Genomic DNA, 19888 nt, shown 5'->3' on the forward strand with positions numbered 1-19888 from the left:
CCGTCAGGCGGGGGTCTCGGCGGTGGCGGTCAGCACCGCGCGGCCGAGTATGTGCCCGGCCATGGTGAAACCGAGGACGGCCGGGGTGGCGTCGGCAGGGACGCCGATGGACTCGACGTCGAGGGCGTGCACCACCACGAAGTAGCGGTGCGGGCCGTGCCCGGCCGGCGGGGCGGCGCCGATGAAGCGGGCGGCGCGGGCGTCGTTGGGCAGTTGGAAGGCGCCGTCGGGCAGGCCCGAGCCCGTCTCGTCGCCGGCGCCCTCGGGCAACTCGGTGACGGCGGCGGGGATGTCGGCGACCGCCCAGTGCCAGAACCCGGAACCGGTGGGGGCGTCGGGGTCGTAGACCGTGACGGCGTAGCTCATGGTGCCTTCCGGGGCACCGCTCCAGGTCAGCTGCGGGGAGAGGTCCTTGCCGCCGGGGACACCGAAGACACCCGAGTACTGCTCGGGCGGCCAGGGGGCGCCGTCGTTGACGGTGGTGCTGGTGACGGTGAAGGACGCCGCCTCGGGGAGACGTGCGAAGGGGTCGTTGGCGCGCAACGCGTTGTTCCTTTCGGGTGTTTCAGGCATACGGGATGTTCCAGAGATTCGTGGGTTGTTTCGGCTGTTTCGGCCGCTTCCCGTGCCCGCTAATCGACAGTAACACTTAAAATCGATTATCTCTAGGATCGTCTATGCTGAGGGCATGAACGAAGCGGCACACACCTCGGGCTCGGCATCGGGCCCTGCATCGGGCTCGCCGGGGAAGCGGATGCTCTCCGAGCAGGTCTACGCACTCCTGCGGGACGCGATCATGCGCGGGGACCACGCCCCTGGCGACGCCCTCAAACCCCAGGACATCGCCAGGGAACAGGGCGTGAGCCTGGCCGTCGTGCGTGAGGCGCTCGTGCGGGTGGTCGGCGAGGGCCTGGCCGACCGGCTGCCCAACCGCGGTTTCGCCGTCCCGGCCTTCTCCGACCGCCGCTGGCAGGAGATCGCGGAGGCCCGCCGGACCATCGAACCGGTCATGCTGCGCATGTCCGTCGAGCGTGGCGACGTCGACTGGGAGGCCCGGGTGCGGGCAGCCCACCACCGCCTCGCCCGCACCCCGGCGTTCGCACCGGAGGAGGGCGAGCACTACACCGCCGTCTGGGCCGAGGCCCACCGGGTCTTCCACCGCACCCTGCTGGAGGGATGCGGCAATCCCGTCCTCATGGAGACCTTCGACCGGTTGTGGACCGCGAGCGAACTCGCCCGCCGCTGGTCCGCCCAGCGCGACCCGCACCGCGACGGCGCCGACGAGCACCGCCGGCTGGAGGAGGCGGCGCTCGCCCGCGACGCCGGCACCGCGGCCGCGGTACTGATCCGGCACCTCACGCTGACCGCGGCCGCGCTGAGCGGACGCGCCGGACACGCCCCGGAGCGGGAAACCTGAGCCCCGGGGCCTCCCGTCCGGCTCAGGTGGACGGGGCCTCGTAGGTCCGTACGGTGGCGGCGATCTTCCGTACGGTCGCCTCCGGCACCTCACCGGACACGCCCTTGGCGGCGAAGAACGACCAGGAGGCGAGGTCTCCCTGGGGGTCCTTGAAGGCGAACGTCCACGCCTTGCCGTCCGTGGAGCACTTCTTCGACCTGTTCACGCCGACCGACCAGGCGCTGCCGAGGCTGCCCTTGATGCCCGAGGCGGTGGTGAACGGCTGCACGGGGCCCGACTTCACCTTGGTCCTGTCGGGCTGGGTGTACTGCCCGTACACCCACGTCCCCGGGTCGGTGGAGGCGATGTCCTCGGTGCTCCTGGCGCCGTTGTTGCGCCGGGAGCCGGCCGCGGCCAGCGGGGAGTGGTCCGGTCTGCCGTCCTTGTCGTCGTCCGAGGAGCACCACTGTTCCTTCAGGAAGGCGGGGGCGCGCATGGCGATCAGGGGCTTGTCGTCGGGGTCGTCGTTGTCGGACACGTAGGTGACCCAGCCGGTGGAGCGGAGCGCCCACTGCGGTGGCACGTCGAACTTGATCCCCGCGCTCGGGTTCACCACGACCTTCCAGCCCTCGACCGTGGCCGTGCCGGTGTCCGCCGTACGGGGGTTGTCCTGGCTCTGGGACGCCGACGGGGAGGTGGTGGGTGCGGGGTCGGGGCCGGCCTTGCCGTCCTCGCCGCCGCCGAGCAGGGCGTAGCCGGTCACGCCCGCGGCGACCACGACGACCGCCGCCACGGCGACGGCGACGAGCCCGGCGCGCCCGCGGCCCCCGCCCGGAGCCGGCGGCACCGGCACACCGGACCGCTCGGCCGGCACGGTCCGGGGCTGGGGCTGGGGCTGGGGGTACGGGTTCGGCTGCTGGTACGGGTTCGGTCGCTGTTGCTGCTCCGGCACCGGCTGACCGTACGGGTTCGGTTGCCGCTCCGGCACCGGCTGCTGATACGGGTTCAGTTGCTGCCCCGGCACCGGCTGACCGTACGGGTTCGGTTGCGCCCCCGGTACCGGCTGCTGCGGATTCTGCCCGCCCCCTGGCGGCTGCTCTCCTGGCCACATGGGCGGTAACCCTATGCGAGCGGCTCCGGACCGTGGTGAGGGGCGGCAGGGGGCGGGACGCCGGTACGGGCCGGGCGGTGCCTCGCGCACGGGGCGCCGGAAGACACCGGTCCCGTACCGCCCCTCCGGTGACGGTCCGTCAGGTGGCGATGGTGGCCACCGCATCGACGCCGTACGTGCGGGCGTAGCCGTTCTCGGTGCCGACGAGGAGGTCGACGACCTCGAAGTAGCGGTCCCAGAAAGGGGTTTCGCGCAGCGCGTCGATGAGGCGCTGGTAGGCCTGGTGGTCGTCGGCCTCCCACACCCAGACGTCGGTGACGCGGGCGGAGTAGAACTCCGTGTCGTAGAAGCGCGACCGTACGCCGCTCGTCCGGGCCTCGATCGCGGGGACGACCTGGGTGGTGAAGGCGTCCACGCGTTCCCCGGGGGTCAGGGCGAGCCACTCGGGTGTGGTCTTGACGAGCAGGAACGCGGTGACGGGCGGTGCCGTGCTCCCGGTGGCCGTCGGTTCGGTGCTCCCGGTGGCCGTCGGTTCGGTGTTCTCAGGGGTCATGAGGGTGCTTTCAGGAGAGTACGGCGGGCTTGAGGGTCCGGGCGCACCACTGTTCGAAGGTGGTGGCTCCGGTGGTGTCCGGGGTGCGGGTGACTCCTGCGTCGAGTCCGTCGTCCTTGGCCTGTTTCATGTCGGCGATGCCTCGGACGAACGCCTCGTCGAGGCCGTAGCCGACGAGGGTGGTGTGCAGGTCGTCGAGGGACTGGCGTTCGTAGCGGACGGGCCGGCCGAACTGCTCGGTCATGATGCGGGCCAGGTCATCGGGGGACAGGTCCTGCGGTCCGAGGACCGGGACGCTGCCGTTGCCCGTCCAGGAGCGGTCCAGCAGCAGGCGGGCCGCGGCGGCGGCGATGTCGGCGACGGCCACCAGGGGGGCCTTGCGGTCGGCGGCGACGGCGTCGGTGAAGACGCCCTTCTCGCGGATCGAGTCAGCCTCTTCCAGAAGGTTCTCGAAGAAGGAGGGGTTGGCCAGCGCCCGGTAGGCGACGCCCGTCTCCGCGATGAGGTCGTCCATGGCGAGGGAGGCGGTGACGAGACCCGCGCGGTGGGCGACCGGGGTGCCGCGGCCGAGCGCGGAGACACCGACGACGTGGCCGACGCCGTGGGCGGCGAGCGCCTTCGCGGCGGGGCGGGTGAAGCCGCTGTAGGCGTCCTCCGGGCTCAGGGAGGCGTCCGGCGGGACGAGCCAGAAGACGGCGTCCGCGCCGTCGAAGGCCCGGTCGACGACCTCGGCGTCGCCGTGCGAGCCGGTGATCACCTCGACGCGTTCGCGCACGGCGTCGGAGAGGCGGGCGGGGTCGCGCACGATCACGCGCAGCCGCTCGCCGCGGGCGGGGCCGGAGTCGAGGAGCAGCGGCAGCAGGTGGCGGCCGATGTTCCCGGTGGGGGCAGTGATGACGATCATGAAAATCCTCGTGGATCGTGCCGGATTCGGTACGTCCTCATCCTGCGGAGGGGCAAGGCATTGCCACAATAGGAACTTCGGCATGGAATCATTGCCGGTACTGGAATAACCGCGATGACCTGGAACGGAGCCCCTTCTGGTGAACAGCCCCGACTCCCGCAACTCCCCAGACTCCCCCGATCACCCGGATCACCCGGAGCACCCGGAGCACCAGGACCTCCGGGCGCGTCCGGACCACGCGGGCATCGATGCCAACCTCGCCGTCGCCCTGGACGCCCTCCTGGCCGAGCAGAGCGTCACCCGCGCGGCCGCCCGGCTGCGCACCTCGCCGGCCGCGATGAGCCGCACCCTGGGCCGCCTCCGCCGCATCCTCCAGGACCCCCTCCTGGTACGGGCGGGGCAGACCATGGTCCCCACGCCGCGCGCCCTGGCCCTGCGCGACGAGGCCGCGGCCGTGGTACGCCGCCTCGGGGCGCTGCTGACCCCGGGGACCGGGGCCGACCCCGCCACCCTGCGCCGCACCTTCACCCTCCAGACCGCCGACCTGGTGGGCGCGGCCCTCGCCCCCGGGCTGCTGCTCCTGGCCCGGCAGGAGGCGCCGGGGGTGTCGCTGCGGTTCCGTACGGAGGAACTGGAAGCCCAGCCGGCGCTCCGCGACGGCCGGATCGACCTGGAGATCGGTTCCATCGACCACGTCGATCCCGAGACCCGGGTCGAGGAACTGGTCACGGTGAGGATGGTGGCGGCCGTGCGGCCCGGCCATCCCCTCGCCGAGGGCCCCCTGACCCCGGCCCGGCTCGCCGACGCCGACCACGTCACGGTCAGCCGCCGCGGCCGGTTCACCGGCCCCCTCGACACCGCGCTGGCCGAGCACGGTCTGCGCCGTCGGGTGACCGCGGCCCTCCCCAGCCACCTGGCCGCGATGACCCTCACCGCCCGCGGCGACGTCGTCTGCCTCGTTCCCGCCGCGCTCCCGGGCGCGGCGCCCTCACCCCTCACCGACACCGCCACCGCCCTCGGCCTGCGCCTCCTCGACATCCCGCTGCCCCTGCCGCCCCTGACCATCGGCATGGCCTGGCATCCCCGCCACGCCGCCGACGGGGCCCACCACTGGCTCCGCGCGGCCGTACGACGGGCGATCCGTACCCCCGGGGACCCGGGCCGGTGAACGGGTCAGGGCGGCCGCGGCCGGGGCGGCGCGGACCGTGGTGAACTCCCGGCCCCCTCCGCGTGTCTTGCGGAAACGGCAAGATCCCGTGCCAGGTCGCGGCGGGCCGGTCAAGACTCGGACGTGTTCCCCGATGTCCACGTTTCCCCGACCACAGGAGCACGTCGATGAGCACCGACAACGCGGTCACGTACTGGGACGGCGTCTACGCGGCCCGCGCGGCGGCCACCGATCCGCGCCCGAACGTACGCCTCACCGAGACGGTCACGCCCGATGCGGGGCTGTCGCCCGGCGACGCGCTCGACCTTGGATGCGGCGAGGGCGGCGACGCGCTGTGGCTCGCCCGCCAGGGCTGGCGCGTGACCGCCGTCGACGTCTCGGCCGTGGCGGTCGAACGGCTCACCGGCCTCGCCCGCTCCCGCGGCCTGGGCGACCGGATCACCGCCGCGCGGCACGACCTGCGCACGTCGTTCCCGCAGGGCACGTTCGACCTCGTGTGCGCCCACTACCTGCACACACCCCTCGACCTGGACCGGGCGACCGTCCTGCGCTCGGCGGCCCACGCGCTGCGGCCGGGCGGGCGGCTGCTGGTCGTCGACCACGGATCGACGGCTCCGTGGTCGTGGGACCAGGACCCGGACCTGCGGTACCCGACCCCGCACGAGGTCGCCGCGGACATCGGCCTGGACCCGGCGGCGTGGCCGGTCGAGCGGGCCGCCACGTCCCGCCGCACCGCGACCGGCCCGGACGGTCGCACCGCCGAGGTCACCGACCACGTCCTGCTCATCCGCCGCACCATCTGAACCGGCCCGGCCCCCCGCGAGGAGTCACCCATGTCCACCGCCCCCCGCCGCGCCCGCCGCGGCGACGCCCCGCCGCCCCGGACCGCAGACAGCGAGACCGAGGTCCTGCGCGGCTTCCTCGACTACCTGCGGGACTCGGTCGCCGCGAAGGTCGAGGGCGCCCCCGAACCGGCGGTCCGGACCGCCGGGGTGCCGTCGGGAACGAACCTGCTCGGCCTGCTCAACCACCTCGCCTGCGTGGAGCGGTGGACGTTCCTCGGGGAGCAGGTCTCCGACTGGCCGGCGACCTTCCACGCCGCGCCGGAGGACACCGTGGCCGACGTCGTCGCCCGCTACCGGACGTCGGTCGCGCGGGCGAACCACGTACTCGACACGTGCGCCGACCTCGGCGCTCCGGTGCCCCGTCCACGACTGAACGGCCCCGCGCCGAGCGCCCGTTGGGCGCTCACCCACCTGATCGAGGAGACCGGCAGGCACGCCGGCCACGCGGACATCCTGCGCGAGCTGATCGACGGTTCCACGGGCCGCTGACCCCCGGCGTCACCACCCGGGGATCAGGCGAGGCTCTCACCGCCGTCGAGGGTGAGGATCTGGCCGGTCATGTAGTTGTTGGACATGAGGAAGAGGGCGGACGCGGCGGCTTCCTCGGCGGTGCCGAAGCGGCCGAGCGGGGCGGCCGAACCGGCGGCGGCGACCGCGTCGTCGGAGTCCAGTCCCGGCCGCGAACGCAGGAGCGGGGTGTCGATCCGGCCGAAGCGGACGGTGTTCACGCGCAGGCGGGCGGGGGCGAACTCCACGGCGAGGGCCCTGGTGAGCGTCTCCACGGCGCCCACGACCGACAGCGGGGCGGACAGGCCCGGCAGGGGGCGGGTCACGAGGATCCCCGAGGTGAAGGTGAGCGAGCCTCCGGCGGGAACCCGGGTCGCCACCGCGCGGGCCGCGGTGAAGGCCGTCTGGAGGCGGGATTCGAAGGACGTACGGAGGTCATCGGCCGTCAGCCCGGTCACGGGCCCGATGCCGCCCAGGCCGCCCGCGGTGACGAGTACGTGGTCGACCTGGCCCGCCTGGTCGAAGGCTTCGCCGAGGACGCGCTCGTCGGCGCCGTCGCCCGCGACGCCCCGCACGGAGCCGTCGGCGTCCTCGGCCGGGTACGCGTCGTGCAGGTCGGCGACGGCGGCCCCGAGCCGGTCGGGGTCACGTCCGACCAGCACGAGGCGGGCGCCGACCGAACGCAGCAGTCGGGCCGCCGCCAGCCCGATGCCCGAGCTTCCGCCGACGACGACGGCGGTCGTGCCCGACAGGGCACTGGGCAGGGGGAGGCGGAAGGGGATGGGGTCCGCGGTGGTCATGCGAGGGCCTTTCGGCGAGGCGGGGCGGAGGGGCACAGCAGGCACAGCAGAGGAATAAACCATCTGGTTGTTTTAGTGCCGGGAGCGATGCTGTCGCGCCTGGGGAACCTTGTCAACCGGATGGTTTAATTCATGCCATGGCCTATGACGCTGACGACACCAGGCGGCGGATCTTCACCGCCGCCGCTGCCGAGTTCACCGAGCGCGGCCTGGCCGGGGCCAGGGTCGACCGGATCGCAACGGCGGCCAGGGCCAACAAGCAGGCCATCTACCTGTACTACGGGAGCAAGGAGAAGCTGTTCGCCGCTGTCCTGCGGGCGAAGCTGGAGGAGATCCGCATCTCCGTCGACCCCGACGCGGTGGCCGAGTCGGTCGGGCAGATGTTCGATTGGTATCAGGACCATCCCGAGCTGATCAGGCTGCAGTTGTGGGAGGCCCTGGAGGCGAGCGGCGCCCCCGGCGAGGGCGAGCGGGAGCGTCGGGACGCCTTCCGCGGGAAGGTGCGGCAGCTCGCGAGCGGCGGCCTGGCCCCCGCCCTGCCCGAGGACGCCCGCCTTCGCGCCGCCCAGGACCTGCTGTTCAGCATCATGAGCCTGATCGCCTGGAACTTCGCGGTGCCCGGGATGTGCCGCATGGTGCTGGACGAACAGAGCGACCGGGCGGCCCTCGCCCGCCGCCGGGCGGCGGTGGTCGAAGCCGCCCGCACCCTCGCGGCCACCGCCGGGCGAGTCCGGAGCGGGCTCCCGGAGTGACGCGATGACGGGGCAACAGGCCGCGAGGGCGAGGAGCGAAGGTCAGGCCCCTCGCTGCACCGGACCGACCAGCGCGCCGGCGGTCACCGTGAGGCTGCCGTCGGCGAAGGACGCGCCGGGGATCTCTCCGCCCGGGGCCCGCAGCGTGAACGACACCTCGTCGGCGGGGGTGCCGCGGTGGTCATCGCGGACCTGGATGTCGAAGTGCACGGGGTGCCCCGGCCCGAAGGTGACCACGCCCTTCTGGCTGCCGTAGCGGCCCGCGGTGACCCCGATCTCCTTGCCGCTGTTCGAGAAGCGCACGTCGGTGGGCGAACCGGCCAGCTCGCACGGCGCGTACCCGCGCGGCGCGGTCAGGGTCACGCGGTAGTGGCTGTGCCCAGAGCTGGCGGGTCCCTCGGTGATCTTCGCGAGGTGGTTGGCCGGCCGGCAGGCCGAGGGGGCGTCAGCGCCGGCCGGCGCGGGCGAGGCCTGCGCGACTCCCACCCCGGTGGCGCCCGCGAGCGCGACAGCGGCGGCGGTGACGGCGAACTTCCGGTTCGTACGCATCCTGAACACTCCTTGCCTTGCTGATGGTTCCACGGGTGTTCACCGCGGAACCATGGTCAAGACGATCCCTGCCCCGTCAGCCCTGCGTGGAATGTCCCAGGATTGACACACCGCGCGGACGCCCAGGTCGTGCACTGCCGACTACGGTCCGCTCCAGCCGGTCTCGAACCACACCATCCGTCTGGATCGGATACGCGCCCACTGGGACGACATGCTCCGCGTGGCCGGGTCGCTCACCCTGGGCGAGGTACGCAGGGTCTCGAACCAGAACTGCTGATCGTCCTGGAACATCAGCTGCCGCATCGCATCTCCCTCTCAAGGAGGGCCCGAAAGGCGCGCGGGGGCCGACGGGTGAGGCGCTGGACGGTGTCGGTGATGCGGTCCTCCACCCCTTCGGCGATGGCACGGTCCATGCCGGCCAGCATTGCGGCGAACTCCACCGGCACCTGCGTCGTGAGGCGATCGCGCATCTGCTCGTAGGACAGACGATGGTGGACCACGGGCCGACCGATGACCTCGGTGATAATCGCGGCGATGTCGTCGTGGCTGAGCGCCTCGGGTCCGGTGAGGACGAGATCGGTGTTGGGGGCCTGCTCGTCGGTCAGAGCGTGGACGGCGACGGCCGCGATGTCCTCGGCGTCGACGAAGCCGACCCGGCCGCTTTCGGTGGCGGTCCGGATGATGCCCTCGTCGCGGATGCTGCGGGCGTGCGCGTGCTCGCCGGTGAAGTTCTGCATGAACCACGAGGGCCGCAGTACCGCCCACTGTTCGAACAGATCGGGCAGGGCCTGGTGCACTGTTCCCACCGCCGGGCCGCCTGCGGGGATGGCCGAGGAGCTCAGCAGCACCGCGCGGTGCACGCCGGCGGTGCGGGCCTGATGGAGGAACGGCAGCATGATCGCCGCGGGATCGGAGTCACCCACGGGCGGTATGAGGTAGACGCGGTCGACGCCTTGGAGGGCGGCCGCGTGGGTGACGGGGTCGTACCAGTCGAAGGGGACGGGCTCGGCGCCGGCGACCGGGGTGGCCCGACGACTGGCGGCTCTGACGCGGTGGCCCGCGGCCGTCAGCTGTGCAGCGGTGCGGCTTCCGGTGGTGCCGGTGGCACCGATGACCAAAGTGGTGCCGGCGGTGGTCATCGGCTGCTCCCGGTGAAATCGGCGCCGGGCTCCTGGACGGCGAGGGGGTTCCAGTAGTCGCGGTAGGAGGTGATGTGTCCGTCTCGAACGGTCACGACGGCGATGTAGGTCATGTCGAAGGGAGCGCCGCTCTCCACCAGGCGGCCGACGCCGCGCATCTCGACCACGATGGTCGCCGGATCGGTGGTCTGGTGGATCCGCAGGTCGGGGAAGTCGTGCAGGTCGATGTGGTCGGGGTAGTGGCGCATGTAGGTGGCGATGGCCTCCTTGCCCTCCAGACGCCGGGGCCAGCCGTCGGGGGCGAAGGGGAACTCCATGAGGCCGTCCTCGGCCCACAGGGCGACCCACGCGGGAATGTTCTTGTCGAGCAGCAGTCGCAGGCCGTGGCGGTATAGATCCGCTGGGGAGGTCGGTGCGGACATGGGTATCCTCCAGTCATAGAATCCGGACCCTGGGTCCGCTTCAACGATATGGACCACGGGTCCGTTTTGCAAAGGGAGGGAGCGGCATGCCCGAACGCCAGTCGTCTCGCAAGGACGCCATCCGCAACCGGGAGGCCGTGCTCGCGGCCGCCGACGCCCTCTTCACCCGCCGTGAGAGTCCCGAGGACGTCACCATGGCCGACGTCGCGGCTGCGGCCGGCGTCGGCAAGGGCACGCTCTTCCGGGCCTTCGGCGATCGCGCCGGGCTGCTCCGCGCGCTGTATGAGGCGCGGCTCGAACCGATCAGGCAGGCCGTCGAGACCGGCCCACCACCCCTGGGACCCGCGACCCCACCGCACGATCGCGTACCGGCCCTGCTCGATGCCGTCCTGTGCTTCAAACTCGACAACCGGCGCCTTGCGCTGGCCCTGGAGGAAGGCGGGAGCAGCAGCCCGTACCGGGCGGAGCACTACGAGCGGTGGCGCAGTCTGCTCCGAGCCGTACTGGAGCAGATCCCCGGCGTGCCCGACAGCGACTTCACCGCCCACGCCCTGCTCGCCGCCACACGAGCCGACCTCGTCGAGCACCTTGCCGGAGAAGAGCGTATTCCGCGGGCAAGAATGCGGGCACAGTTGGCGAACTTCGTCACCAGCGTCCTGGCATCCCGTCGACTGCAAGGGTTGACCGCCGAGGAGTGATCGAGGATCGGGCGAGTCCTTGATCAGTGGGGCCTCTCGCAAACGACCCTTTGCCCGAGCGAGATCAACAAAAGGTCGCTGGGCCGCCGTCGATCTTCGATCGGTTCTCAGAACCCGTTCTCACGTAAACGTGGTCCGAACCCCCTTCTGGGACTTGTGTTGTGCGAGGATTCCAGGCTGTGACGGACACTCAGGACCCCTTGTCGAGCGAAGCGGACGACGTAGAGCTGCACCCCTGCCCCCGCTGTGATGTTCAGCCCGGCTCGCCCTGCCGCTCGCGTGGCGGCGCCGTCGCCGGCGCGTACCACACGGGTCGGTTCACAAAGGTGCCCCGTCTCGCGAAGCTGCTGCGGGTGCAGACCCCGGCCGACCGCGGGCCGGGTCAACCGTGGCGGCCCGGCACCCCGCCCCAGCCGTCGCGGACACCCCAGGCGCGGACATTCGCATCGGGTACGCCCGTTGCTCGCACCTGAGCCAGGAACTCGACTCCCAACTCGACGCGCTCACCGCGCACGGCATCCCGCGCGACAAGGTGTTCAGTGAGAAGATCAGCACCCGGGTACGGGTGCGCCCTCAGTTCGAACAGGCGCTGCGTACGGCGCGGGAGATCAAGGCACACGCCCCGCACTGCCGGGTCATCATCACCGTGTACGAGATGAAACGGCTGGGCCGCGACGCCGCCGAACTCACCGCGCTCGCCGACCACCTCACCGCGCACGGCCTGGTCCTAGAGATGCTCGCCGGGCCGCTGCCCGGCATCTACGATCCCACCGGGCCGGGGAAGCTGCTGTTCGCGTTCTTCGCGGCGATGGCGGAGACCGAGCGGGAGAACATCCGGGAGTCGACGCTGGAGGGGCTCGACACCGCGGCCCGCAAGGGCAAGCACGGCGGCCGACCACCGGTCATCACCGACGACATGCTACACACCGTGCCGCGGAGGAGGGCGAACGGCGAGTCCGTCGAGCAGATCCAGCCCGACCTGATCATCCCCACCGGCAAGCGCAAGGGACAGAACCCCTCGGTGGCCAGCGCCTACCGGGCACTCGCCGAGCACGCCAGGCGTGAGGCGTACCCCGCAGCCGTCGAGGCAGCACACGCCGACTTCGCCGCCCTTCAGAACGGTGAAGTCCCCTGTCCGCGTAAGGAGACCGAGCCCGCTCGGTGACGAGCGTGCCACGTCAGCGGCTACCGCTAATTTCCGTTCGGATACTCCTCGAGGGCCTAGCCCTGCCAGGACTCCGGGAAGGAGCCCGCGGGGGCCGCGGTGTCAGGCGCCGCGGGCCGCCGTCGGGCCGGCGGGCGGCTTCCAGCCGTGGGTGAGGATGTCGAAGACCTCCTCGACGGCGGCCCGGCGGTCCGGCCGGGCGTGAGCGAGGGCCGGGATCTCCAGCACGAACCTGGCCAGGGTCACACATGCGAGGTCGTCGCGGTCGACACCTGTCTCGTCGGCGATGGCAGCGCCGAGGCTGTCGGTGTGCCGGGTCCACATGCGTTCCGCGTACGCGCGGAGCGCCGGTGTGGACTCCACCAGGGCCGTGAAACCGGCCCGTTGCGGATGCTCCGCGATCGCCGGCCAGGTGCCGAGGACGTGCTGCCGGAGACTTTCGAGGATGCTCAGGCCCGCGGGCCGCCGCCGCACCGCGGCGATCAGTTGCGCCTCCCGGTCCTCTTCCTGGTCGAAGACCAGGGCTTCCTTGCCGGTGAAGTGCTTGAACACCGTGGTGGTCGACACGTCGGCCGCGTCCGCGATGTCCCGGATGCTCACCTGGTCGTAACCGCGCTCGAGGAAGAGCTCCAGGGCGGCGTCGGCGATGGCTTGCCGGGTGGCCGCCTTCTTGCGTTCGCGGCGGCCGGCGGGAGGCGGGGTCATGACGCGAGCATATCCGACAGTTGCCTCGGTAGCTAAGTCATGTCGGTAGCCAAGTCATGCCGGTAGCCAAGTCATCTCGATGGCAAAGTCACATCGGTAAGTAAGTTGACTCATTGCACTTTCTGAACGGGTCTGCTTTTCTAGGGCCACGGGCAGCCGGCGGCGCCACACCTCTCGCCCCCTCCCGGCTCCCCTTCACCCCGTTCACCCCGTTCACCCCGCTCCACGACGGACAAGGAACCACCATGGCCTCGCCCCACCCCACTCGCGCCAGGATCAGCATCATCGGCGCCGGGCCCGGCGGACTGACCTGCGCCCGCATCCTCCAGCGGCACGGCATCGCGGTCACCGTCCACGACCGCGATCCCGGCCCCGACACCCGCGACCAGGGCGGCACGCTCGACCTGCACGCCGACAACGGCCAGATCGCCCTGCGCGAAGCCGGACTGCTCGACCGGTTCTTCGAGCTGGCCCGCCCCGAAGGGCAGGAGATGCGCCGGATGGACCTGGACGGCGCGCTCACGTTCCATGCGGTCCCGGCGCCCGACGAGACGTTCAAGCCGGAGATCGACCGCGGTGAGCTGCGCGCCCTGCTGCTCGGTTCGCTGCGGCCCGGCACCGTGCGGTGGGGCCGTACCCTCGACTCGGTCGGCGGGCCCGCCGACGGGCCGCGGCGGCTGCGCTTCACCGACGGCACGACGCTGGAGGCCGATCTGGTCATCGGGGCCGACGGCGCCTTCTCCCGGGTCCGCCCGGCCCTCTCCCCCGGCGTCCCCCAGTACACCGGGGTGAGCTTCCTGGAGGCGTGGTTCTCCGACGTCGGGAACCGGCACCCGGGCATCGCCGAACTGGTCGGGCCGGGCAGCGCCGCGGCGGCCGACGGCGAGCGCGGCCTGTTCGCCCAGCGCAACGGCGGGGACCGCATCCGTGTGTACCTCATCCGGCGCGTCGCGGCCGACTGGATCACGGCCGGCGGCCTCACCGCCGACGACACGGACGGCATCCGCGCCCTGCTGCTCGACGAGTACGCCCACTGGTCGCCGAGTCTGCGCCGGATGATCAGCGACAACGAGGGCCCCTACGTCCATCGCCCGATCCTCGCCCTCCCCGTCCCGCACACCTGGGAGCACCAGCCGACGGTCACCCTGCTCGGCGACGCCGCCCACCTCATGCCCCCGCTCGGCGTCGGCGTCAACCTCGCCATGCTGGACGCCTGCGAACTCGCCCTGGCCCTCGCGAACGCGGCCACCGTCGACGAGGCCGTCCGCGGCTACGAGGAGACCATGCTCCCCCGCTCCGTCGAGACGGCCAGGGCACTCGAAGGCGGCGCCGAGCACCTGCTGTCGGCCGACGCGCCCGACTTCGACGGACCCGTCGCAGAGCCGTCGCCCCCGCGTTCCTGGGGGTGACAGGACCACGCGCGTCCGTGAGGCCCTGGATTACGGTTGGGTTCATGAGCGACGAGCCGAATCCGCTGGGCGACTACCTCCGGGCCCGCCGTGAACTCGTCACTCCCGAGCGGGCCGGGATCCCCGTCCTGGGTGTGCGGCGGGTTCCGGGGCTGCGCCGTGAGGAGGTCGCGATGCTCGCGGGCATCAGCGCCGACTACTACCTGCGTCTGGAACAGGGCCGCGACCGCAACCCGTCCGTCCAGGTCCTGGAATCCCTCGCCCGCGTGCTCCTCCTCGACGACGACGCGACGGCGTACCTGCTCGGTCTCGCCGCCGACCGGCCGCGCCGCGCGCGCCGGCGCCCCCGGAAGGAGAGCGTCCCGACGGGAATCGCCAAGCTCCTGGCCACGCTGGCGCTGCCCGCGTTCGTGGAGGGCCGGTACTTCGACGTCCTGGCCGCCAACCCGTTGGCGAGCGCCCTCTCGCCGCGCCTGGCGGCGGGGGGCAACCGGTTGCGGGACGTGTTCCTCGACCCCGCGGAGCAGGAGCTGTACCCCGACTGGCCCGAGGCCACGCAGGGGCTGGTCGCGGGTTTCCGTGAATCCGTCGGCACCGACACCGACGACCCCCGCTTCATCGAACTCGTCGGTGAACTCTCCCTCGCCAGCCCCCGTTTCCGGCAGCTCTGGGGGCGTCACGACGTCCGGGTGCGCAAGGGCGCGGCCACGCACATCGACCACCCTCAGGTCGGCGACCTCCGCCTGAACCGCGAGAAACTCGGCATCAGTGGCACGGACGGGCAGATGCTCGTCGTCTACCACCCCGACGCCGGCAGCGACAGCGCCGACAAGCTCGCGCTGCTCGCCGCGGCGGCCCTGGCGCCGGCCGCACTCCGGAACACGGCGGCCAGGGGCGAGGGCCCGGTCGGGCCGTGACCCTCGGGGCCCCCGCCACGCGTCACTGGGCGCTCGCGGCCGGCCGGACCACGATCTCGTTCACGTCGGTGCCCGCCGGCTGGCCGACGGCGTAGGCGATGGCCGCCGCGACGGCCGAGGCGGGCAGGGCCACGGCCCGGTACGTCCGCATCGCCGACCTGGCCTCGGGGTCGGTGATGCCGTCGGCGAGTTCGGACTCGGTCACACCCGGGGAGACGAGGGTGACCCGGATGCTGCCGTCGGACTCCTGGCGCAGGCCCTCCGAGATCGCCCGGACGGCGAACTTGGTGGCGCAGTAGACGGCCGCCGTGGGCGAGACCTCGTACGCCCCGACGGAGGCGATGTTCACGAAGTGCCCGCCGCCCTGCGCGCGCATCGCGGGCAGGGCGGCGGCGATGCCGTGCAGCACTCCACGCACGTTCACGTCGATCATGCGGTCCCACTCGTCCGTCCTGAGCGCCGCCAGCGGGGACAGGGGCATCACTCCCGCGTTGTTGACGACGACGTCGATCCGGCCGTACGCGTCCAGCGCGGCGTCGACGAACGCCCGGGTGTCCGCCGCGTCCGTCACGTCCAGGGTGCGGAAGCCGGCGGTGCCGCCGGACTCGGTGATCTCCTCGGCCAGCTTCCGCAGCCGGTCGGTGCGGCGCGCGCCGAGGAACACCCGGTGCCCGTCCGCCGCCAGACGGCGCGCTGCCGCCTCGCCGATGCCGCTGCTCGCCCCGGTGACGGCGACGGTCTTGCTGATCCGCGTCATGCTGTTCCCTCCTGGCCGAACGGAGCAACCCTGCGCGAGCGCCCCGTTCCGTGTGTCGCCGACGGAGACACCCGCCGTCGGCCGCTGCCCCGAGTCTGCGCACCGCACGAGAAGGCAACCAGGACACCCTGTGCCTGGGTGCGGCACACCCGGTCGCACGAGGAGGTTCCTAGGCCGGCGGTGGCCGGAGGTCACTCGCGTACGCCTGCCGGCACGGCCGCACGGCTGCGCAGGGCGAGGGCGGCCGGAGCGCGCCGGGACCAGGGCGAGCACCGCGCAGGCGCGCGTGACCTTCGTGAGCGCCGCCCCCGGGTTGCCGGGGGACGTCCGCACCGGGGGCAGGGCCGGCCGCGCGCACCGGGTACTGGCGGCCCTCACCCACCTGCGGGCCTGACCCCGCCCGGCGCGAGCGGGCCTACGTCCTCGGGCCCGCGCCGAGGACGTGGAGCATCGCGCGGGTGGCCGGGCTCGGGTTGAAGCGGCTCCACGCCAGGTACTCGACGCGGCGCGGACCGTCGACCACCGGGACCAGTGCCAGTGCGGGGTCGCCGGCGGCCGCCGGGCGGATGAACGCCGAGGGCAGCAGGGCCACTCCGAGCCCGCGGGCGATCAGCCGGATGATCAGCTCGACGAGCCCGGCCTCGTACGCGACCTCGCGGACCAGGCCCGCGCCGGCGAAGGCCTGGTCGGACTGGGCGCGGCCGGGCGTTCCCGACACGAAGTCCACGAACGTCTCCCCGGCGATCTCCCGCAGCCCGACCCGGGGGGCGCCCGCCAGCCGGTGTCCGGCCGGCACGACCAGCACGTGCTCGTCGTGGTCGAGGACGAGGGTCTCCACACCGGAGGGCCGTTCGCCCTCGGGCAGGCCGAGGAAGGCGATGTCCAGGTCGCCGGCGCGGATCGCCGCCACCAGTTCGTCACTGCGTCCCGAGCGCAGCACGACGTGGACGTCGGGGTGGCGGGCGCGGTAGCGCTGCAACAGCTCGGGTACGTCCACGGCGGCCGTGGTCACGATCACGCCCACGCCGAGCCGCCCGCGCACCACGCCGGTCGCGGCGGCGGCGTCGGCCACGGCGCGGTCGGCGGCGGCCAGGCACTCACGCGCCGCGGCGAGGAACGCCTCGCCCGCGCCGGTCAGTTCGACACGGCGGCTGGAGCGGGCGAACAGCCTGACGCCCAGCTCCCGTTCCAGGCCGGCGATCCGGTGGCTGAGGGAGGACTGCACCACGGAGCAGCGCTCGGCGGCGCGGGTGAAGTTACGCGTCTCGGCGACGGCGACGACGTACCGCATCTGCTGGAGGTCCACCCCTCCATCGTGCCACTCGACCATCGCTTTGGTTCATGGCTGTCATGGCATACATGCTTTGGAATCATGATGGGGTCCGTCCGAGACTTCCTCCCATGCACTCCTCGACCGGACGGCCACCGGGCCCGCCGCGGGCCTCGCACCCGCGGCAGGCGGCGACCGTCGCACTCACCGCACTCGCTCCCGCGTCCTGGGGCACGACGTACGCCGTGACCACGCAACTCCTGCCCCCCGGACATCCGTTGTTCGCCGGGCTGATGCGTGCGCTGCCCGCCGGGCTGCTCGCGCTCGCCCTCACCCGTGTGCTCCCGCGCGGCCACTGGTGGTGGAAGGCCGCCGTCCTCGGCGTGCTCAACATCGGCGCCTTCTTCCCCCTGCTGTTCCTGTCGGCGGAGCGGCTGCCGGGCGGTGTCGCCGCCACCCTCGGCGCCGCCCAGCCGCTGCTGGTCGCCGCGCTGGCCGTCGCGGTGCTCCGCGACCGTCCCTCGGCCTGGCGGCTGGCCTGGGGGGTGATCGGCGTGATCGGCATCGGGCTCGTCGTGCTGGGACCGCAGGCCGAACTGGACACCGTCGGGGTGCTCGCCGGCCTCGGCGGTACGGCGACCATGGCCGCCGGGGTCGTTCTCACCAAGCGCTGGGGCCGTCCCACCGGGGTCGGTCCGCTGGCCCTGGCCGGGTGGCAGCTGACGGCCGGCGGCCTGCTGCTGCTTCCGCTCACCCTCGCGATCGAGGGCGTGCCCCAGCGGATCGGCGCCGGGGCGGTCGGCGGTTACCTGTGGCTGGGCAGCATGGGCGGCTTGATCGCGTACACCCTGTGGTTCCGGGGCATCGGCAGGCTTCCGGTGGGCGCGTCCGCACCGCTGGTGCTGCTGTCGCCGCTGGTGGCGACGGTCGTCGGCCTCGCCCTGGGCGAGTCGCTGAGCCTGCCGCAGGTCCTCGGGTTCGTGCTGGCGCTGGCCGCCCTGCTGGCGGCGCAGCTCAGTCCGCCGGACCTGCCCCGGCTCGTGGCACGCGGCGGACCGGCCTCGCCCCGCGCCCGAACGGACCGGGCCCGCGCGGAGCGGACAGGCACAGCGGACCGGGTCCCAGGAGGGCGGACGCGATGAACTCCCCCATGACGGTCGCCGTGCTGGGCGCCACCGGGATGGTCGGCAGCCGAGTGATCACCGAGGCCGCGGCACGCGGACACCGGGTGCTCGCGCTGTCCCGCAAGCCCCCGGGCGAGCCCGCGCACGCCTGCCCGCGCGTGACACCGCTCGCGGTCGACGCACGGGACGCGAACGCCGTGCGCGCGGCCCTCGCCGGAGCCGCCCCGCACAGGTCCGCGCCGCACAGGTCCGCGCCGCACGGATCCAGCCCCCGCACCTCCGTCCCGGAGGGCGCCGTCCCTCACCGTCCCGTGGACGCCGTCGTGCTCTGTGTGCGGACCGAGCCCGCCGACGAGGAGTTCCTGGTCGGCGTCACCCGTACGGTGCTGGACGCCGCCGCGCCCCTCGGCGTGCGCGTCCTCGTGGTCGGCGGCGCCGGCGCGTTGCGCGCCCCCCGGTGGCGACGGCCGGCTCGTCGCGGACGACCCCGTGTACGTGCCCGCCGCGTACCGGCCCGTCGCCGCCGCGGGGGTCGCCCAGTTGCGGGCCTGCCGCGCCCACGCCGGTGCCGGCTGGGTGTATCTGAGCCCGCCGGCCCTGCTGGAGCCCGGCGACCGCACGGGCCGCTACCGGCGCGGCACCGACACGCTGCTCACCGGTCCGGGCGGCCGGTCCTGGATCAGCGCCGAGGACCTGGCCGTCGCCGTCGTCGACGAACTGGAGGCCCCCGGCCGCGCATCCCACATCACCGTGGCCCACCGGGACGAGGGCACGTGGGATGATCGGCGGCCGGAAGGCCGGGGATCTTCGTGAGGGCGGTGGGCGGACGTGGTGGTCGGCTGGGAGTGGGACGACATGCTGTTCGCGGGCAGCGCCCCGTACTACCGGCGCGGGCGGCTCCCCTACGCCCCCGGGCTCGAGGACGCGCTCGCCGGGGTGCTGGCGCTCGACGGGAGCGGGCGCCTCATCGACGTGGGGTGCGGGCCGGGCACCCTCGCCCTGGGGCTCGCTCCCTGGTTCGGCGAGGTCGTCGGCCTGGACCCGGACGACGGGATGATCGCCGAGGCCGAGCGCGGCGCGGCCGAGCGCGGCCTGGCCGGGAAGGCACGGTGGGTCCGGGCCAGAGCCGAGGAACTGCCCGCGGGGCTGGGCACGTTCACCGTGGCCGTCTTCGCCCAGTCCTTCCACTGGATGGACCGCGACCTGGTGGCGGCGGCCACCAGGGCCGTGCTGCGGCCCGGCGGGGCGCTGGTGCACGTCTCGGACCTGAAGACGCAGACCCCGACCGTCGCGGGGCTGCCGCATCCGGCGGTGCCGTACGCGGCGATCGGGGACCTGGTCAGGGACCATCTCGGGCCGGTCCGCCGGGCCGGCCGGGGTGTGCTGCCCCACGGCACGCCCGGCGGCGAGGCCGAGGTACTCGCCCGGGCCGGGTTCACCGGCCCGCGGCGCCTGGTCGTTCCCGGCGGGCAGCCGCTGGTCCGCACGGCCGACGACGTCGTCGCGGGCGTGTTCTCGATGTCCTTCTCCGCGCCGCACCTGTTCGGCCCGCACCTGGGCGCCTTCGAATCCGGCCTGCGCCGTCTGCTGCGCGAGGCCTCCGCGTCGGACCGCTTCTCCGAACGGCAGCCGAGCACCGAGGTGTTCGTCTGGGGAAGGGACGCGGACGCGGACCCCCCGGCCGGCGGGGCGCCGGC

General features: G+C 73.1%; 23 protein-coding genes and 1 pseudogene. 13 read left to right on the forward strand and 11 right to left on the reverse strand.

From position 1 onward, the window contains the following. Window positions 1-3 precede the first annotated feature (3 nt). The gene (locus ACFC02_RS29790) at window positions 4-543 is read right to left on the reverse strand and encodes a YbhB/YbcL family Raf kinase inhibitor-like protein (RefSeq protein ID WP_376363888.1); all 540 of its coding nucleotides are present in this window, start codon (window positions 541-543) and stop codon (window positions 4-6) included. A gap of 145 nt (window positions 544-688) precedes the next feature. On the opposite strand from ACFC02_RS29790, the gene ACFC02_RS29795 reads away from it, so the two are divergent. Next, a complete protein-coding gene (locus ACFC02_RS29795) occupies window positions 689-1417 on the forward strand; it encodes a GntR family transcriptional regulator (protein WP_376363831.1) in 729 nt (242 codons plus the stop codon). 22 nt (window positions 1418-1439) lie between these two features. Here the strand turns inward: ACFC02_RS29795 and ACFC02_RS29800 are convergent, their stop codons facing one another. The 3 genes from ACFC02_RS29800 to ACFC02_RS29810 form a co-directional block, all read right to left on the reverse strand. Next, a complete protein-coding gene (locus ACFC02_RS29800) occupies window positions 1440-2348 on the reverse strand; it encodes a hypothetical protein (protein WP_376363834.1) in 909 nt (302 codons plus the stop codon). Window positions 2349-2646: 298 nt separating this feature from the next. Then, complete coding sequence (locus ACFC02_RS29805) at window positions 2647-3060, reverse strand: darcynin family protein (RefSeq protein WP_376363837.1); 414 nt, start codon at window positions 3058-3060, stop codon at window positions 2647-2649. Window positions 3061-3070: 10 nt separating this feature from the next. Continuing rightward, window positions 3071-3964, reverse strand: a complete 894-nt coding sequence (locus ACFC02_RS29810) for an NAD(P)H-binding protein (RefSeq protein WP_376363840.1) — start codon at window positions 3962-3964, stop codon at window positions 3071-3073. Between the two features lie 244 nt (window positions 3965-4208). On the opposite strand from ACFC02_RS29810, the gene ACFC02_RS29815 reads away from it, so the two are divergent. The 3 genes from ACFC02_RS29815 to ACFC02_RS29825 all read left to right on the forward strand — a co-directional run bounded on the left by ACFC02_RS29815 (window position 4209) and on the right by ACFC02_RS29825 (window position 6466). After that, a complete protein-coding gene (locus ACFC02_RS29815) occupies window positions 4209-5132 on the forward strand; it encodes a LysR family transcriptional regulator (protein WP_376363891.1) in 924 nt (307 codons plus the stop codon). Window positions 5133-5299: 167 nt separating this feature from the next. Further along, window positions 5300-5935 carry an SAM-dependent methyltransferase gene (locus ACFC02_RS29820; RefSeq protein ID WP_376363843.1) on the forward strand — a complete coding sequence of 212 codons (636 nt, stop codon included), beginning with the start codon at window positions 5300-5302 and terminating at the stop codon, window positions 5933-5935. Window positions 5936-5965: 30 nt separating this feature from the next. After that, a complete protein-coding gene (locus ACFC02_RS29825; protein ID WP_376363846.1) occupies window positions 5966-6466 on the forward strand; it encodes a DinB family protein in 501 nt (166 codons plus the stop codon). A 23-nt stretch (window positions 6467-6489) separates the two neighbouring features. Here the strand turns inward: ACFC02_RS29825 and ACFC02_RS29830 are convergent, their stop codons facing one another. Beyond that, window positions 6490-7284, reverse strand: a complete 795-nt coding sequence (locus ACFC02_RS29830; RefSeq protein WP_376363849.1) for an SDR family oxidoreductase — start codon at window positions 7282-7284, stop codon at window positions 6490-6492. A 137-nt stretch (window positions 7285-7421) separates the two neighbouring features. Here ACFC02_RS29830 and ACFC02_RS29835 point away from each other — a divergent pair, with 137 nt between their 5' ends. Further along, on the forward strand, window positions 7422-8036 hold the full coding sequence (locus ACFC02_RS29835; RefSeq protein ID WP_376363852.1) for a TetR/AcrR family transcriptional regulator: 615 nt from the start codon (window positions 7422-7424) through the stop codon (window positions 8034-8036). 42 nt (window positions 8037-8078) lie between these two features. Here the strand turns inward: ACFC02_RS29835 and ACFC02_RS29840 are convergent, their stop codons facing one another. Then, window positions 8079-8585, reverse strand: a complete 507-nt coding sequence (locus ACFC02_RS29840; RefSeq protein WP_376363855.1) for a DUF4232 domain-containing protein — start codon at window positions 8583-8585, stop codon at window positions 8079-8081. A gap of 190 nt (window positions 8586-8775) precedes the next feature. Between ACFC02_RS29840 and ACFC02_RS29845 the strand changes: the two genes are divergently transcribed. Beyond that, window positions 8776-8862 (forward strand): hypothetical protein, encoded by an 87-nt coding sequence (locus ACFC02_RS29845; RefSeq protein WP_376363894.1) that lies wholly within the window; start codon window positions 8776-8778, stop codon window positions 8860-8862. Window positions 8863-8875: 13 nt separating this feature from the next. Here the strand turns inward: ACFC02_RS29845 and ACFC02_RS29850 are convergent, their stop codons facing one another. Together ACFC02_RS29850 and ACFC02_RS29855 are read right to left on the reverse strand one after the other, a co-directional pair. Next, the gene (locus tag ACFC02_RS29850) at window positions 8876-9724 is read right to left on the reverse strand and encodes an NmrA family NAD(P)-binding protein (protein WP_376363858.1); all 849 of its coding nucleotides are present in this window, start codon (window positions 9722-9724) and stop codon (window positions 8876-8878) included. Next, complete coding sequence (locus ACFC02_RS29855) at window positions 9721-10146, reverse strand: nuclear transport factor 2 family protein (RefSeq protein ID WP_376363861.1); 426 nt, start codon at window positions 10144-10146, stop codon at window positions 9721-9723. The genes ACFC02_RS29850 and ACFC02_RS29855 overlap by 4 nt, the downstream gene beginning before the upstream one ends. 86 nt (window positions 10147-10232) lie before the next feature. Between ACFC02_RS29855 and ACFC02_RS29860 the strand changes: the two genes are divergently transcribed. Together ACFC02_RS29860 and ACFC02_RS29865 are read left to right on the forward strand one after the other, a co-directional pair. Then, the gene (locus ACFC02_RS29860; protein ID WP_376363863.1) at window positions 10233-10844 is read left to right on the forward strand and encodes a TetR/AcrR family transcriptional regulator; all 612 of its coding nucleotides are present in this window, start codon (window positions 10233-10235) and stop codon (window positions 10842-10844) included. Between the two features lie 388 nt (window positions 10845-11232). Further along, entirely contained in the window at window positions 11233-12009 is a 777-nt protein-coding gene (locus ACFC02_RS29865) for a recombinase family protein (protein ID WP_376363866.1), read from the forward strand. 102 nt (window positions 12010-12111) lie between these two features. Here ACFC02_RS29865 and ACFC02_RS29870 read toward each other — a convergent pair whose 3' ends face one another. Continuing rightward, window positions 12112-12714: a TetR/AcrR family transcriptional regulator gene (locus tag ACFC02_RS29870; protein WP_376363869.1), complete on the reverse strand. Its 603-nt coding sequence runs from the start codon at window positions 12712-12714 to the stop codon at window positions 12112-12114. Window positions 12715-12959: 245 nt separating this feature from the next. Between ACFC02_RS29870 and ACFC02_RS29875 the strand changes: the two genes are divergently transcribed. Continuing rightward, window positions 12960-14123, forward strand: coding sequence for an FAD-dependent oxidoreductase (locus ACFC02_RS29875; protein ID WP_376363872.1), 1164 nt, complete (start codon window positions 12960-12962; stop codon window positions 14121-14123). A 44-nt stretch (window positions 14124-14167) separates the two neighbouring features. Continuing rightward, window positions 14168-15040: a helix-turn-helix domain-containing protein gene (locus tag ACFC02_RS29880; RefSeq protein WP_376363875.1), complete on the forward strand. Its 873-nt coding sequence runs from the start codon at window positions 14168-14170 to the stop codon at window positions 15038-15040. Between the two features lie 22 nt (window positions 15041-15062). Here ACFC02_RS29880 and ACFC02_RS29885 read toward each other — a convergent pair whose 3' ends face one another. Both ACFC02_RS29885 and ACFC02_RS29890 read right to left on the reverse strand, forming a co-directional pair. Continuing rightward, the gene (locus tag ACFC02_RS29885; RefSeq protein ID WP_376363878.1) at window positions 15063-15797 is read right to left on the reverse strand and encodes an SDR family oxidoreductase; all 735 of its coding nucleotides are present in this window, start codon (window positions 15795-15797) and stop codon (window positions 15063-15065) included. 415 nt (window positions 15798-16212) lie between these two features. Beyond that, window positions 16213-17103, reverse strand: a complete 891-nt coding sequence (locus ACFC02_RS29890) for a LysR family transcriptional regulator (RefSeq protein ID WP_376363881.1) — start codon at window positions 17101-17103, stop codon at window positions 16213-16215. Window positions 17104-17198: 95 nt separating this feature from the next. Between ACFC02_RS29890 and ACFC02_RS29895 the strand changes: the two genes are divergently transcribed. From ACFC02_RS29895 to ACFC02_RS29905, 3 genes and pseudogenes are all read left to right on the forward strand, one after another. Then, window positions 17199-18209 (forward strand): EamA family transporter, encoded by a 1011-nt coding sequence (locus tag ACFC02_RS29895; RefSeq protein WP_376363884.1) that lies wholly within the window; start codon window positions 17199-17201, stop codon window positions 18207-18209. An 8-nt stretch (window positions 18210-18217) separates the two neighbouring features. Further along, window positions 18218-19004, forward strand: a pseudogene (locus tag ACFC02_RS29900) (NAD(P)-dependent oxidoreductase). A gap of 42 nt (window positions 19005-19046) precedes the next feature. Further along, window positions 19047-19888: class I SAM-dependent methyltransferase (locus ACFC02_RS29905; RefSeq protein ID WP_376363897.1), on the forward strand; the 842-nt coding region annotated here is incomplete at its 3' end.

The sequence above is a fragment of the Streptomyces sp. NPDC056160 genome (genome assembly GCF_042268205.1).
Classification (GTDB): Bacteria; Actinomycetota; Actinomycetes; order Streptomycetales; family Streptomycetaceae; genus Streptomyces.